13 protein-coding genes, 1 tRNA gene and 1 pseudogene are annotated in these 14,585 nt (G+C 45.1%); 7 read left to right on the forward strand and 8 right to left on the reverse strand.

Going from position 1 to position 14,585, the window contains the following annotated elements; all coding sequences use genetic code 11:
- Positions 1-27: 27 nt before the first annotated feature.
- Both ACTRWF_RS06190 and ACTRWF_RS06195 read right to left on the reverse strand, forming a co-directional pair.
- Positions 28-2,628, reverse strand: coding sequence for a sensor domain-containing phosphodiesterase (locus tag ACTRWF_RS06190; protein ID WP_348680639.1), 2,601 nt, complete (start codon positions 2,626-2,628; stop codon positions 28-30).
- A 103-nt stretch (positions 2,629-2,731) separates the two neighbouring features.
- Complete coding sequence (locus ACTRWF_RS06195) at positions 2,732-3,139, reverse strand: c-type cytochrome (RefSeq protein WP_012516598.1); 408 nt, start codon at positions 3,137-3,139, stop codon at positions 2,732-2,734.
- Positions 3,140-3,419: 280 nt separating this feature from the next.
- Between ACTRWF_RS06195 and ACTRWF_RS06200 the strand changes: the two genes are divergently transcribed.
- A tRNA-Arg gene (locus ACTRWF_RS06200) sits at positions 3,420-3,496 on the forward strand.
- Between the two features lie 17 nt (positions 3,497-3,513).
- Here ACTRWF_RS06200 and ACTRWF_RS06205 read toward each other — a convergent pair.
- Positions 3,514-4,707, reverse strand: a complete 1,194-nt coding sequence (locus ACTRWF_RS06205) for a type II toxin-antitoxin system HipA family toxin (RefSeq protein WP_015065865.1) — start codon at positions 4,705-4,707, stop codon at positions 3,514-3,516.
- On the reverse strand, positions 4,697-4,987 hold the full coding sequence (locus ACTRWF_RS06210) for a helix-turn-helix domain-containing protein (RefSeq protein WP_012516600.1): 291 nt from the start codon (positions 4,985-4,987) through the stop codon (positions 4,697-4,699). Before ACTRWF_RS06210 ends, ACTRWF_RS06205 begins: the two co-directional genes overlap by 11 nt.
- A 302-nt stretch (positions 4,988-5,289) precedes the next feature.
- Here ACTRWF_RS06210 and nhaC point away from each other — a divergent pair.
- Positions 5,290-6,686 (forward strand): annotated as a pseudogene (gene nhaC / locus ACTRWF_RS06215) (Na+/H+ antiporter NhaC).
- A gap of 105 nt (positions 6,687-6,791) precedes the next feature.
- Here the strand turns inward: nhaC and ACTRWF_RS06220 are convergent.
- From ACTRWF_RS06220 to ACTRWF_RS06230, 3 genes are all read right to left on the reverse strand, one after another.
- Positions 6,792-7,211 carry a YeeE/YedE family protein gene (locus ACTRWF_RS06220; RefSeq protein WP_012516603.1) on the reverse strand — a complete coding sequence of 140 codons (420 nt, stop codon included), beginning with the start codon at positions 7,209-7,211 and terminating at the stop codon, positions 6,792-6,794.
- 20 nt (positions 7,212-7,231) lie between these two features.
- A complete protein-coding gene (locus ACTRWF_RS06225; RefSeq protein WP_278384370.1) occupies positions 7,232-7,660 on the reverse strand; it encodes a YeeE/YedE family protein in 429 nt (142 codons plus the stop codon).
- Positions 7,661-7,749: 89 nt separating this feature from the next.
- On the reverse strand, positions 7,750-8,202 hold the full coding sequence (locus ACTRWF_RS06230) for an RrF2 family transcriptional regulator (protein ID WP_012516605.1): 453 nt from the start codon (positions 8,200-8,202) through the stop codon (positions 7,750-7,752).
- A 129-nt stretch (positions 8,203-8,331) separates the two neighbouring features.
- Between ACTRWF_RS06230 and ACTRWF_RS06235 the strand changes: the two genes are divergently transcribed.
- From ACTRWF_RS06235 to ACTRWF_RS06255, 5 genes are all read left to right on the forward strand, one after another.
- A complete protein-coding gene (locus ACTRWF_RS06235) occupies positions 8,332-9,132 on the forward strand; it encodes a sulfite exporter TauE/SafE family protein (protein ID WP_015065867.1) in 801 nt (266 codons plus the stop codon).
- A gap of 10 nt (positions 9,133-9,142) precedes the next feature.
- Positions 9,143-9,997, forward strand: a complete 855-nt coding sequence (locus tag ACTRWF_RS06240; RefSeq protein WP_012516607.1) for an MBL fold metallo-hydrolase — start codon at positions 9,143-9,145, stop codon at positions 9,995-9,997.
- 11 nt (positions 9,998-10,008) lie between these two features.
- Positions 10,009-11,682, forward strand: coding sequence for a bifunctional protein tyrosine phosphatase family protein/NAD(P)/FAD-dependent oxidoreductase (locus ACTRWF_RS06245; RefSeq protein WP_348680644.1), 1,674 nt, complete (start codon positions 10,009-10,011; stop codon positions 11,680-11,682).
- A 315-nt stretch (positions 11,683-11,997) separates the two neighbouring features.
- Positions 11,998-12,315, forward strand: a complete 318-nt coding sequence (locus tag ACTRWF_RS06250; protein WP_023559473.1) for a TonB-dependent receptor plug domain-containing protein — start codon at positions 11,998-12,000, stop codon at positions 12,313-12,315.
- Positions 12,316-12,321: 6 nt separating this feature from the next.
- Positions 12,322-12,858, forward strand: a complete 537-nt coding sequence (locus ACTRWF_RS06255; RefSeq protein ID WP_012516610.1) for a DUF2938 family protein — start codon at positions 12,322-12,324, stop codon at positions 12,856-12,858.
- A 59-nt stretch (positions 12,859-12,917) separates the two neighbouring features.
- Here the strand turns inward: ACTRWF_RS06255 and ACTRWF_RS06260 are convergent, their stop codons facing one another.
- Positions 12,918-14,582, reverse strand: coding sequence for an ATP-binding cassette domain-containing protein (locus tag ACTRWF_RS06260; protein WP_462835244.1), 1,665 nt, complete (start codon positions 14,580-14,582; stop codon positions 12,918-12,920).
- Between the last annotated feature and the right edge of the window lie 3 nt (positions 14,583-14,585).

Below are 14,585 nucleotides of genomic sequence, written 5' to 3' on the forward strand. Positions count from 1 at the left end.
GCTACCGTTAAGAGTAAGCACTTACTTTTAACTAGCTAGCGACGTCATATCCAGCACTTTGGCGTGCTTGAGTATTTTGCCCTGACCGTAAATGCATTCGATTTCATTAAGCGCGTCTAACTGCGCCTGTGAATCTACGCCCTCTGCAATAACCTGAAACTTCAAGTGCTCCGAAATAAGCATTACCGACTGAATCAGTTTTAAATTGCGCTGCGAGCGAGGAATAGATTTAACGAAGCGGTGATCAATCTTTATGAAATCGAAGGGGTAGGCGAACAGATAGCTAAGTGAGGCTAAACCGCTGCCAAAGTTATCAAGCACAAGGGTGACGCCAGCCCGTTTTAACTTTTTAATAGCGGGAAGAATAAACTGTGAACGGCGGTTTAAGTCGTTCTCATCAAACTCAAACACCAGTTGGCTTGGCGTTATATCGGCCGACTCGATAACATCAATCATTTGATTAACCATTGAGGCCTGTAGCAAATGATTAATCGACACATTCACCGCAATCTTGTTAATAGGATCGTCGGTGCCTTGATAATAGTTAATGAGTTCACAAGCTTTGGTTAGCTGAAATAAATCGAGATCTAGCGTTAAGCCGCTGTGCTCAGCCACTTGCCTAAACTGTTCTCTGGCTATTTTGCCGTAAGCTGGGTGCGACCAGCGAACATACATTTCTTTATATAGCGTACTTTTATCGTCTAGTTTAATAACAGGTTGCAAAAAGTAGTCGAATTCTTCTTCACGCAGCGCCCGTCGAAACTCATTTTCAAGTTCTAGCTCTTCAACAAGTCTGTCGCGCATGCTCTTATCGAACATAACAAAGCGGCCGCGACCAAGGGTTTTCGCTTGATACATGGCGGCGTCAGCATCACGTAGTACTTCATCGGCACTGCGATAATAGGTTTCAATGTGTGCAATACCTACACTAGCGCCGGAGTACATCTCTCGGCCATCCAATAAGAAGGGTTCAGAGATAGATGAAATAATACGGCTGGCCACCTCTTCAACGTCGTCTTCATCTTCAAAATTGTCGAGCAATACCACAAACTCATCGCCGCCTAAACGGGCCAACAGGTCGTGCCCGCGAATACAAAGAGCAATACGACGGGCGACTTCAATTAAGAACTCGTCGCCAGCATGATGGCCTAGGGTGTCGTTAATAACTTTAAAGCGATCTAAATCGATGAATAAAACCGCAAACATGTTTTCGCTGTAGCGCTGCTTGCTTGCTATAGCAAGCTCTAAGCGACTGGTAAACATAGCGCGGTTGGGTAAGTCGGTTAACGAGTCGTGATGGGCGTCGTGAATAAGCTTCAGCTCAATCTCTTTACGCTCTTCAATTTGCTGCTTTAGAAATTTGTTTGTGCGGTTAAGCTCGGCAGTGCGTTCTTTTACGCGTTCTTCAAGCTCTACGTTATACCGCTGCATCGACTCGGTATTGCGCTTGCGCTCTATGGCAACAGCAATATGATGCGACACAAAGCGTAAAAGCTCTTGGTCGCGGGCGTTGTACTTTGCGTGTTTGCCGTAAGTTTGCACGGCAATAACCCCGGCAATTTCGCCGTCTACAACTAGGGGAGAGCCCAGCCACGAGTTCGCACTGTTTAACATGTTCTGAGCAACAGACACATCCAAATCGCCAGACTCAGCTAACTCCAGTACTTTAGGCGGGTTTATTAACTCCGCTTGCCCCGTTCTCAATACAAACTCAGTTAGCCCTAAACCAAGCGGCCTAGCATTAATCTGGTCTTGCTTTGCATCGCTGAAATAAGGAAACTCAAGAAGGTCTTTTTCTTTATTGTGTATGGCTATGTAGCAGTTAGGTGCGCTTATCAGCCTTGCCAAAATCTCGTGCAAGCTCGAATAGAATGCATTCATATCCCCTTCAAGGTTGGCGGCGAGTTCAGAAATTTCAAAAAGTGCTTGCTGTAGCGACTCTACTTTTTGTCGTTCTAAAATTTCTTCTTGAAGGTCGTCGTTTATCTTTCGAAGTTGGCGGGTGCGTTCGCGGATGGTACTTTCGGTAAGTTCTCGGTTCTTTACTCTATCAACGGTGGTAACAATGTGCTGAGAGACAAAAAGCAAAACTTCTAAATCTTCTTGTGTGTAATGCACGCCCTCATCGTAGGTTTGCACCACCATCGCCCCGATAACTTGGCTTCCTCGTTTTAAAGGTACGCCTAAAAGTTCATAGGGTTGTGAACCCATAAATTTAATATCGTGTTCAGACGCAAAAATTTCTTCTTCGACACGTTTGTAGAAAAGGTGGTTACCGGTTCTAAGAATGAACCCCGTCATGCCATCCATTAACGACTCGGCGGGCAATTGGTGAACCGTTTGCTCGTCGAATTCATCTACAAAATGAGCGAAGTCGACAACGTGGTTTTCAGGTTCGTAGAAGGCAACAAAGAAGTTGTCGGCATTCATAAAATCAGCAATGATTTCGTGAATGGCAGAATAAAGGCGATTGAGGTGACTTACGGAACTGGCAAGCTCGGAAATATCAAAAAGCGCCTTCTGAACACGTTCAGCGCGCTTATATTTATCGGTGAGTTGCTGAAGCTGCGGTATAAGTTCGCGCAGTTCTTCTTCCGTCAACTCGTGTTGCGTCGAATCTTGTGACATTCCGCTCGCCAGTATAAAAGTAACGTTTACCCAACCAATTAAATTACCCGATAAGCAGGTAAAACGCTACTTTTTCCATCAACTTGTTGTGATTGTGTAGGTATTAAATACCTTCAATCATGTACTCGATAGCCGCTTTAATTTCGTCATCAGAACAGGTGCCGCACGTACCACGAGGTGGCATAGCGTTAATACCGTTCAGTGCGTTTTGCCAAACGCCATCAAGGCCGCGCTCGTCCAAACGAGGTTGCCAGTCTGCAGCGTTTTGAAGCTTAGGTGCGCCTAGTACGCCTGCTGCGTGGCAAGCTACACATGCTGAGTTGTAAACGTCTTCACCAGACTTTGCTCCGCCAGCTGCGCCAGCACTACCTTCTGCCGCCGCGCCTGCAACGTGTACCTGACCTACCGGCTTAATGCGATCGGCAATTTCATCGTTACTCATTTCTTGTGCTTGTGCTGCAAAAACAGTTAGCGCAGTAGCAGCAACAGTTAACCAAGTCTTTAATTTCACATCTGTCTCCAGGCAATGATGAATTTGTTTAAAATATAACTGGCCAGATTATAACGGTAAATTGGGGCTGAACAACTATTTGAAGCCAATTACCTATAAAAAGTAAGGATTTTTAACAATCAAGCCAAGCTACCCGAAGAGATTTTAATAAATGAGTTGAAGCTAACCCTTGGCCTAAGTATTATTACGCCCCGTTTGCAGCATATGTGTTGACGCAGCGCTCTTGATGCAAGAGTGCATCACAGTAAACGCTCGGTGATTATCTCACTGGTTCTACAAACCGCCCTTAGCTCAGCTGGATAGAGCGCGGCCCTCCGGAGGCCGAGGTCAGAGGTTCGAATCCTCTAGGGCGGGCCATTACCTTTTCTAATGACCTATAAAGGAATAATCCCCTTAAGCGTTTCTATATCGGTATCGGGTACACCAGCCTCGGTAAAATAAGATATCCATTCATTAGTTAACGCTTGCACACTAGAAATGATCGTTTTGGCTTTTGCTTGAGAAAGTCCAAACCTTTTAGATTGAGACAGCGCATTTTCAAGCGTTCCTTCTCTGCCGTGAATCCCTATTCCAATTCCATGTTGGCGGGAATTGTTTATCGGCAATACGTCGTAGGCTGGAGATAAGCGCCAGTTTTTATCTGAGAAGGAATACAAGAACGCATGATTTCTGGAATGGTCATCAGTGTTACCCATTAAGATGTTAAAAACCATGCGTGTGTACAGTTCATGGGCATCTCTCGGCTCTGCTCCATGCTTCATTATAAACTCTGCCAAAGCACCATAACTATAATTCTCAGTTAATGCCTGATTCGTCAACTTTTCTTGGTTGATTAGGGAATTAGCACTTAAGAAATGGTGTGTTGGTCTATCAGCGTCACAGTCGAAGCGCTCTACTAATAATATGTCTTCTTGTTGGCTGTTCACTATAGACGTGGCTGCAACTCTAACGTCCAGTTCTTCTAGCATTGTCATTGTTGCGTGTTCTACTAAACATACGTTGTATAAATCATCTGGACGGTTGAATTTCGCTAAGTACTTTATACCACTGTCTTCAATCAGTGTTTTAGGTCGGGCGCCACCCATACTGGACCCGTATTCAAATGCTTTTTTGACTTCCTTGGGAATGTCTTCATTTTTTAAAATTGCCCTCTTTCCCTGCAAAAGCATAGGGATATCGCCAAGCGTATTCTTATTCTTCTTTGGCTTACTTGCACTTCTAGATAAGCTAAAAGTAAGTGCGCCAACACCCATCCCAGAACCAGCCAGAACGAGTTCTAGGTCATTGTTAGGCTTAGTTGAGTGCAGTGACAAAATAAGCCTTTTACCCCAGCTATCTGCACCAGCATCTAAGATAGCGCCAAACATTCCTTTATTTACTCTAGTAATAAACTGATTGCTAAGTAGGGGAAGGTGAAGTGGATCTAGAGGAAATGCATCATCCCTTTGTAGGTAGCTTTGTCCATATCGAAACTTCCCGATATTAGTCTTCGGATCTAACTCAACAACGCCACATATAACCGGGTTATTTTCGAGTCCATCGATAAAGACATAAGCTCTAGAAGTCATTAGGCAGTTCCTTTTCTACGAGTGAGCTTTTTCTCAACGGGTTATTGCTTACTAACTCGTACTCTTTCTCAATAGTTTCAATAAGGGGGTCAAGCACTTCGAGTTGATCTAACACGGTAAACAATGTATCGGAATTAATGCCTTTTCCTCGCTCTAACCTGCTAATGGTATTTTTGCTTGTGCCGGTTCTAAGCGCTAACTCTTCTTGATCCATAGAAGCGGCTCTCGCTTGCTTTACGAGGTTGCCGAGCAGTTTTTTCGTGTATTCAACTTTGCTCATAAAACACCAAATATAGCTATTAGTGACGTAATTCTTTAAGTATGGCTATTTATTATGACATGTCAATTAAATAGTCATAAATGGCGTTTAGGGTCTTAAAGCACCATTTATGGCGTATTAAGAGGAGGTTGTTCTTTCAGTTTCCTCATTTAGGCAGCACTTATTGACTGAACGGGCCATTTCTTTCTGAAGCGTTGTGCGTATTTCAAGCCTATGCTGCGCCAAAGTCATTCCAACGCATAGCAAAGTCGTTATACTGTTTTTCACTACTTTCATTTTTAAAGCGGTTCAACAGGTCTTTCATGTCGCCTCAACCATCGAATACCCCCAGTTTTGCTCAGTCACTGCTTTGTTTTAGCGTTATTGTCGCGCTAATAGCCGGTGGGCTGTTCGGCCTGGGTATTAGCCTGCATGCGCTTATATTTTTGTGTTTATTGTGGGCCGGTATTAATGCGTTTAGTTTGGGGTACACATACCTGCAAATTCGGGAATTAATGACCAGCGCGTTAACCCGAGCCATGCCAGCAATTTATATCTTTATCCTTATAGGCATGGTTATCGCCAGCTTTATGCAAAGCGGCACTATCTCAACGTTAATTTATTACGGCTTAAGTTGGCTAAACCCAAGCATATTTCTGGCGGTGGGGTTAATTTTGTGTGCGGTAATGTCGGTGGCAACGGGCACATCGTGGGGAACGGTGGGACTATGGGCGTAGTGCTAATGGGCATTGGTGAAGCCATGAACATACCACTGCCCATTGTGGCGGCCATGGTGGTATGCGGTGCAACCTTTGGCGATAAAATGTCACCGGTTTCTGATACTACCAACCTTGCGGCCATGAGTGCGGGCACCAACCTTTATCGGCATATGTATGCCATGCTGTTTACAACGTTGCCTAGCTTCCTTCTCGCACTGGTCATTTTTTTAGTGATAGGTTTTAGCTACGCAAGCGAAAGTTTAAACGCAGGTCAGGTATTTGAAATTAAAGCAGCGCTTGCCACGCATTATAACCTTGCACCCTATATAACACTGTTACCTCTGGTGCTACTTACGGTACTAAGCATCAAAAAAGTCCCGGCTGAAGTCACCATGTCATTCAGCATTTTACTTGCGGTCATCATCGCTATTTTCTACCAAAACACCAACACCATTAATGTGCTTAATGCTCTTTGGGAAAATACCCCTCAAAACACGGGAATTGCGAATCTAGACGCACTATTAGGCCGGGGCGGCATAAGCAGCATGAGCTGGACGCTATTACTCGCCTTAATGGCAATAGCATTAGGCGGCATATTGCATGGTGCAGGGTTTTTATCGGCGCTGTTGGCGGGCATCATCAAACGGGTAAAGCGCACGGCAAGCTTAATAGCGGTAACCATAGCCTCTGGCTTTTTGGGCAATGTGGCTATGGGCGAAGCCTACATCTCAATCATCTTAAACTGCCAACTATTTAAACCAAAATATGAACAGCAGAACCTTGACCCTGCCGTGCTATCAAGGTCGGTAGAAGAAGGCGCAACCATGACCACAGGGCTTATTCCGTGGACAACCGCCGGCGCGTTCTACTCTGCTACCCTAGGCGTTGACGTGCTCGATTACGCGCCCTATGCGTTTTTTAATTACTTAAACGGCGTTGTTGCAGTGATCATGGCCGCATTGGGGGTAGGTTTATTGAAAGGGAAAACCGCAAAACGATAAGTCAGCTATTTTCACTTTTGTAAGTGGCTGGCACGTTTATCCCCTTAAAGGGATAATTACGACTTTATACCCACTAGGGGATAAAGCCGCAAAGGCAGTTATGCTTTAAGCCGCTTTTGGCTTCAACCAATGCTGCGCCAGCATGCCAACAACCATAGCACCTACAAACAACAGCACATCGGTTTGAAGCGACGCAATGGCTACCACGGCAGGCCCTGGGCAAAAGCCGCTAATACCCCAGCCAATACCAAAAGCCGCAGAGCCTAAAATTAACTTAGCGTCGATAGTTGTGCTGGTTGGAATATCAAACTTATCGGCAAACAAAGGCTTGTTGCGCTTGCGCACCCAATACATACCTGGCGCTGCAACTAAAATAGCGCCGCCCATTACAAACGCTAATGTGGCATCCCAATTTGAACTGAAATCTAAAAAGTTAAGCACGCGGGCAGGGTTGCTCATACCCGATATAAGAAGGCCAAAGCCAAATAAAAGCCCACAAATTAGCGAGGCGATAATTACTCTCATAGGTTGTCTCCTCAGTTAACTTACAGGTGTCTGATAATTGTGGTGGTAATAATTGCCGCACCCATAAAGGTAAGCGTTGCCACAATAGAGCGGGGGGATAATCGCGATAAGCCTGCCACGCCATGGCCCGACGTACAGCCACAGCCAAGGCGTGTACCGAAGCCTACTAATAAGCCCGCTACTACCAACCACGCCGACCCCATTTGAGTTTGTACCTGCATACCGCCGGTAAAGGCAATATAAAGCACGGCAGACAAAACAATGCCTGCTAAAAAGGCCAGCCGCCAGTAACGCTCTGAACCTTGTTGCGTCATCGCGCCTGCTGCAATACCTGATATGCCTGCAATACGACCAAGGGTATATAGCAGCAATACCACTGACGCACCAATAAGCAGTCCGCCGGCCAAACCGTCTAACGGCTCAAAGGGTGTTGTCGTCCAGTTTTCCAATTTTCTCTCCTAAATCTACCCGTGCGATGCCCAAGTTAAATGACGCTATCGCGAATAAACACAGTACAAATAGAAGCCTTAAAAAACTTCTACTCAACTTCTATAAAATCGATGGCAAGGTGCATCGCTAATGCACCTTCTCTGTCTTTTACCAAATCATGAAGCGTAAATTGATCAAGCTCGCTTATAAATTTATCCGCAGCGTCCTGAAGAATTGTCTTCAAGCGACATGTGGGCGAAATAACACATTTATTCGTTGGTGATGCAAAACACTCAGCTAACGCTACATCTTCAATAGTTAATCTAAAAACCTCGCCTATGTTTATTAGGTTGGCTTCTTTCGCCAACCGAATGCCGCCACCGCGCCCTTTCGTACCAATGATATATCCCTGGTCAATTAGCAAAGTGATGACCTTTTTTAAGTGATTGAAAGACACAAAGTACGCGTCTGCTATTTCACTTGTCTTTACAGTTTGGTTTTTGCGTAGCGCGAGATAGATCAAAACGCGAAACGCTAAATTGGTAAAAGTATTGATTTTCATGGGATATCTAAAAAAACGATTAACGTAATCTAGCAATTTTACAGCACCCCGAAAATTAAATATATATTTAGAATATACTTTAATGTATATTTTGTTCTATTATATATCAAAATGAAATAAGGTGTCGATATGATTATTCTTGGCTACATCGCTGCTGTTCTTATGGGAATGGTTTTAGGCGTAATAGGCGGAGGGGGTTCTATCCTCACCGTGCCTATCCTCGTTTACTTAATGGGCGTTACGCCAGATGTCGCCACCGGCTATTCATTGCTTATTGTAGGGGCCACAGCTGCATTCGGCGCGGTAAGGTATTTCAAAGAAGGTCTAGTAGACGTTAAAGCGTCTATTTTATTTGCCGTGCCTTCCATCATTGCTGTTTATCTTTCAAGGGCCTACCTAATGCCCGCCATTCCCGAAACTATTTCTTTTCAATCGCTAACCATAGATAAGAACCTGGGCATCATGGTGCTGTTTGCTGCACTGATGTTGGCCTCGGCTGCCATGATGTTGAAAAAGGCTTATAGCAAATCGACGCCAGCAACACAGGTCATTGAGAAAAAACAACCCAACATTGGGCTGATAGTTATTGAAGGCGCAGTAGTGGGTGTTGTCACCGGCATACTCGGCGCAGGCGGTGGCTTTCTTATCATACCCGCCTTGGTACTTATTTTAGGCATGCCCATGAAAAACGCGGTGGGCGCGTCTTTATTCATTATCGCCTTAAAGTCGTTGCTTGGCTTCGTAGGCGACCTACAAACCGGAATTCAATTGGAGATGCCTTTGCTGCCGCTTATGTTGGTAGCCACGTTTATTGGGATGGCAGTCTCCACGAAGGTAGCGGGAAAACTAGATGGTGCAGCTTTGCAGAAGTTCTTTGCATTTTTCACTCTAGTTATTGCCGTTTTTATCATGACCAAAGAGCTTCTTTAGGAGAACACCCATGAACGTTGAAACATTTTACGATAACAAAACGGCCACGTTTACCTACGTGCTATTCGACCCCGCTTCCAAAGAGTGTGGCGTGATAGACTCGGTTGCTGACTACGATATCTTTTCGGGTCGCGCGTCAATGGAAAGCGCCGACAAGGTTATCGACTTCATCAACCAAAAACAGCTTACTAATAAGTGGATTCTAGAAACCCACGTACACGCCGACCACATTACGGCTGCGCACTACTTAAAGTCTAAAATTGGCGGCAAAATTGGTATTGGCTCAGGTATTAAAACGGTGCTAAATACCTGGCTAGATGTATTTGAAACGGCCAACGACACGCCAAGCGATGGCAGTCAGTTTGATGTGCTGTTCGAAGAAGGCGACACGTTCAATATCGGCGAATATGAAGTGACAGTATGGCATACGCCGGGGCATACCCCAGCCTGTGCAAGCTTCTTAGTAGACGGCAAAATATTTGTGGGCGACACCATGTTTGCCCCCAACTTAGGTACAGCACGATGCGACTTCCCGGGTGGCAGTGCAGAGCAACTTTACAACACCATTCAGCGCTTCTTCACCCTGCCTGACGACACCACTGTTTATCTTGGTCACGACTATCCCAAAGAAGGTACAGCGCCGCTATCAACAGTATCTATCAAAGAAGCCAAGGAAACGAACAAGCAAATTCGCCCAGAAGTTACGCTTCAGGAATATGTGGAAAAACGCGAGGCAAGAGATGCAACCCTTGCGGTACCCAAACTACTGTTACCCGCTATTCAAGCAAACCTTCGAAACGGCCAGTTTGGCGAGAAATCTGAAGGCGGTAAGCAGTTCATTAAAATTCCTGTAAATGCCATTTGAAGGGGTGAGTTATGCAATACGCCAACGTAACACAACAGCTATCTGTCTGCCCTCAAATCTCAGTGGATGAGCTTGAGGCAATAAAAGCAGCAGGGTTCAAATCTATTATTTGTAACCGCCCTGACGGTGAAGGTGCAGACCAGCCCACCTTTGCTGAAATAGAAGCAAAAGCATCCTCATTGGGCATGCCCTGCGTGTATCAGCCAGTAGTTAGCGGAAAAGTAACTCAGCAAGACGCAATAAAATTTGAAGCGAACTTACAAAAGTTAGAAGGCCCGGTATTTGCCTACTGCAGAACAGGCACGCGCTCTATTACGCTATGGGCAATGACCGCAACCAAAACCCTTTCTTATGAAGAGATACTCGGTCTTTCACAAAAAGCCGGCTACGACCTAAGCGGGGTAGTGCGACGCCTAAAAAACGGCGGCGAAACGCCCAGTGATCATGCCGATCACTCTCATGCTGTAGTGATAGTAGGGGCGGGCGCGGGTGGTGTTGCTGTAGCATCAAGTTTGAAATCGCGATGCCCAGATTTAGATATTGCCATAGTAGAGCCTAACGAAGTGCACTACTACCAGCCTGGCTGGACGCTAGTAGGCGGGGGCGTATTTAACGCCAACGACACGGTGCGCACTGTGGCATCTGTCATTCCTAATAATGTTAAATGGATAAAAGCCGGCGTAGCGGCCTTTGCGCCAAAAGAAAACATGATTGTGGTAGACGGCTGTCGCACCATTAAATACGAACACCTAGTGGTTTGCCCCGGCATTAAGCTAGATTGGAATAAAGTGGAAGGCTTAAGTGAAACCCTGGGCGAAAATGGTGTGACGTCAAACTACCGTTTTGACTTGGCGCCCTACACATGGGAATTGGTGAAAAACCTTAAAAAGGGAAAGGCGGTATTTACACAGCCGCCAATGCCAATTAAGTGTGCAGGTGCGCCGCAAAAAGCCATGTATATGTCTTGCGACCATTGGTTTAAAGAAGGCGTGCTAGATAACATTAACGTTGAGTTCTACAACACGGGCGCCGTACTTTTTGGTGTAAAAGAATACGTGCCGGCACTTATGGAATACGTCAAAAAATATCACGCAACGCTCAACTTTGAACACCAGCTGGTGAAGGTTGATGGCAAAGCAAAAGTGGCATCATTTAAAAAAGTGGCAGAGCCTGATGCACCGCTTGTCGAAACAGAGTTCGATATGCTGCACGCGGTTCCGCCCCAGTCTCCGCCAGATTTTATCAAAGTCAGCCCGCTTGTAGATGCTAATGGCTGGATTGATGTCGACCAGTCAACGCTACAACACAAGTCGTTCCCAAACATCTTTGCCCTCGGTGACGCAATAAACGCCCCTAATGCAAAAACGGCGGCAGCTGCGCGTATGCAAGCGCCGGTGGTTGCCAACAACTTGCTTTACGAGCGTGGTGTACAAACAGATAAAGCCATATACAACGGTTATGGCAGCTGCCCGCTTACTGTAGAGCGAGGCAAAGTGATATTGGCCGAATTCGGCTATGGCGGGAAAATTCTTAACAGTATGCCGACGTGGGTATTGGATGGCACGAAACCGTCGCGCCTGGCATGGTATTTAAAAGAAAAGTTGCTTCCACCCATTTATTGGGAAGGCATGCTGAAAGGCAGAGAGTGGCTGGCTAAGCCTGAAACTCAGCATATAAATAAGTAACTCGTCATTAAATTCGACAGGAAGCTTTAGCCCGTTAGAAAGGCTAGAGCTTTTTTATTTTAGAAAATGGACTGCACTTGAGTTTTACGTAAGCACCGCTTATCAAAGGGCGATGCTAAATAAAATGCTGCTTGTTCCTATCTCTCACACTCCTCCAATTTTTAAAACTAAAAGCAAAAATATAAATAATTCTTTATTTAATATTGTAATGTGTATTTCAAATATATATTATAGAGGCGTAGTGAGTTAGCGAAGTTCAAAATTGGATATCGCTTAACTCATTACAAGATACTTCATGTCTTTTCCAGTTTGGATATGGTCGAAACTACCTGGCCACCTCTTAAAGGTGGCGTTTTTTCAATTTCACATATGGCCGGAGTGGATACGGTAAGTGCAGGCGGGCAAGCGGGAGAGCCAGTTGTAAGAGGCTTAACCGGTAACCGCGTGCGAGTGTTGCATGATGGTGTGCCTCAGGACTTTCAACAGTTTGGAATTAGACATGCACCAACCGTTGACCCCGTTAATGCCTATAGAATTGATGTAGTACGTGGGCCTATGAGCGTTATTTTTGGGTCAGATGCATCAGGCATGGGCAGGAATATTCAGCTTAGCCTGTCGGCTCAACTTAGGTAATTGACCATGAGCATCACTTTAGCAAACAAAGATGACAGAACCACACTCTTAATCTTATCAATAGTGCTCGGTGTAGCAGCAACCGCCTTTTTAGACGCTGTGAACTATCTGCAACACATCGTCCTAGATAAGCCACTAACGCGGTATGAATTTATTGGGCGATGGGTTATTTATATGACAGACGGCGTATTTTCCCATGAATCAATTAAAACCGCAGAGCCGCGAAAGGGTGAATTACTGCTGGGGTGGTTTGGCCACTATGCGATTGGCGTCGGGTTTGCGCTTCTTATGCTTGTGTTTACAGGTTTAAGGTGGATTCAAAAACCATCGTTCATGCCGGCTTTTATTGTGGGTTTTGCCACTTGCAGTATTCCTTTTTTCCTTATGTATCCAGGAATGGGATACGGCGTTGCAGGCTTGCATACACCAAACCCTGCCATGCTTCAGTCGAAAGTACTGTTATCCCATTTTATTTTCTCAGTGGGTCTTTATGCCGCAGGCTGGCTTTTAAGCAGGCGGATTCAAGATGCCAGTAATGAATAAAAAGACTTTCACCACACGCACTGTCGCTCGTTTGCGTTAAATAAACGGCGCCTCAAATTTTACGCTGCTGATAAATCCACATTAAGTGAATGGTAATCAATACTTTGCTGCTCGATAAACAAGGGCACTTCATGAAGTAAAACAATAGATTTTCGTGCCGTAAGCCAAGGCAATATACGCATGAAAATACGCTCTGCCATAGCGCTATCTAGACCATTAAACGGCTCATCCAATACAATAAATTCAGGGTTTCTGAGTAATAAACGCGCTAAACAAATACGCCTTGCCTGCCCACCAGAGACCTTTGCTCCACCTTCACCTAACCAGGTATTCAATCCCTCGGGAAGCGAATCAGCCCACGCTTGTAGCTCTACTAGCGAAAGTACATCGAACACTCTACTGTCTTCTATGCTTTCAAGACCCAATGTTAAGTTGTAGTACAAACTGCCAGACAGTAATGAAGAGGTTTGCTCTAGATAGGCACAGTGGCGATACAAGCTGTCTGACGAAATATTTTGTACAGATATATTATTTATCATTACGCTAGCGTTCGATTTATCTAACGGTACAAGCTTGAACATAAGCTTGGCCAAGGTTGACTTGCCAGAACCAGAGCGGCCTGTGATTAAAAAAGGGGTCGTATCAATCAGATTAAAGCTTATGTTGCGTAACGCACTCGCGGGAATATGTGGGTGATTACTTACCGTGCAACGCACTTCGCTTATCGCCGCGATATCAGTGTTATTACTTACATTGCTTTCACTGGCCAACGTTGATAGGCGCTTACTTGCATAGTCGGTTTTTCCCCATGTACTGAACTGTTCTGGTGTGGTTTGTAAAAGCTCAGCTACACCGACAAACAAAAGTGCCAACATGATAGCTGTTGGCCCCTCAATAATGTGGTGGTTTACAGCCCATAGGCTGGCATAAAGCGTAGCTACAAGGGCAATAGCAAATATTGAATCGGTTACCACCTGAATTCGAGCAATACGTTTTTGCAGATTATTGTGATGTTGTTCAAATAGCGAGAGTGCTCTCGTAGTGTCACCTGAATGATGACTCATCAAATGCTGGCTATTGAGCACAAATGCGCCCTTAAGATGGCTAATCAAGGTTTCTCTCGTGTGATTTAAGTGCGAAATGGCTTGCGAGGCGGCGCTTTTAGTTTGCCGTATTGAAAACAGTATAAGAAGTAACCAGGCTAGCGTTGAAGCAATTATAAAAACAACACCAAACTCAAACCATATGAAGCACAAAAAAAGGCTTACCACACCTAAAAGAAGCCCTGTGGCTAGAGTTGGAATGGTGTAACGAATTAATATGCTATCAAGGGCATCTAAGTCTGATGTGAGCCGGCTTAGCCACTCGCTGTCAGACGTTTGCCTTACATCGTGAAGAGGCCTACGGGAGAGCGCATTAAATATCGTGACGCGATATGTCGCAATTAGCCTCAGAATAGTATCGTGATTGTATAGTCTTTCAATATATCGGCCAATGGTCCGACTAAGGGCAAAATAGCGGATCCCAGAGCCCGGCATATACATATCAAGCTTTACAATTAAACCCGCACCTATGGCTATTCCAGCTAACGCCGTGGCAGTAATGAGCCAACCGGAAAGCGCCAGTAACCCCACGCCAGAAAGCATGGTAAAAAACGACCAAAAGAGCCCAATTAGCAGGCGTTTACGCTCATTCTTAAAGATAATTGAAAACCAAAACTTCATATA

It is taken from the genome of Alteromonas sp. G5_S2_22_S1 (genome assembly GCF_054968525.1).

Excerpts from the sequence above, each read along its gene's own strand:
- ACTRWF_RS06205 (WP_015065865.1), bottom strand. The coding sequence starts at position 4,707 with ATGACTTCTAGAGCTTATGTCTTTATCGATGGACTCGAAAATAACCCG.
- ACTRWF_RS06255 (WP_012516610.1), top strand. The coding sequence starts at position 12,322 with ATGAGCATCACTTTAGCAAACAAAGATGACAGAACCACACTCTTAATC.
- ACTRWF_RS06235 (WP_015065867.1), top strand. The coding sequence starts at position 8,332 with ATGATTATTCTTGGCTACATCGCTGCTGTTCTTATGGGAATGGTTTTA.
- ACTRWF_RS06190 (WP_348680639.1), bottom strand. The coding sequence starts at position 2,628 with ATGTCACAAGATTCGACGCAACACGAGTTGACGGAAGAAGAACTGCGC.
- ACTRWF_RS06220 (WP_012516603.1), bottom strand. The coding sequence starts at position 7,211 with ATGAGAGTAATTATCGCCTCGCTAATTTGTGGGCTTTTATTTGGCTTT.
- ACTRWF_RS06245 (WP_348680644.1), top strand. The coding sequence starts at position 10,009 with ATGCAATACGCCAACGTAACACAACAGCTATCTGTCTGCCCTCAAATC.
- ACTRWF_RS06250 (WP_023559473.1), top strand. The coding sequence starts at position 11,998 with ATGGTCGAAACTACCTGGCCACCTCTTAAAGGTGGCGTTTTTTCAATT.
- ACTRWF_RS06210 (WP_012516600.1), bottom strand. The coding sequence starts at position 4,987 with ATGAGCAAAGTTGAATACACGAAAAAACTGCTCGGCAACCTCGTAAAG.
- ACTRWF_RS06260 (WP_462835244.1), bottom strand. The coding sequence starts at position 14,582 with ATGAAGTTTTGGTTTTCAATTATCTTTAAGAATGAGCGTAAACGCCTG.
- ACTRWF_RS06240 (WP_012516607.1), top strand. The coding sequence starts at position 9,143 with ATGAACGTTGAAACATTTTACGATAACAAAACGGCCACGTTTACCTAC.
- ACTRWF_RS06230 (WP_012516605.1), bottom strand. The coding sequence starts at position 8,202 with ATGAAAATCAATACTTTTACCAATTTAGCGTTTCGCGTTTTGATCTAT.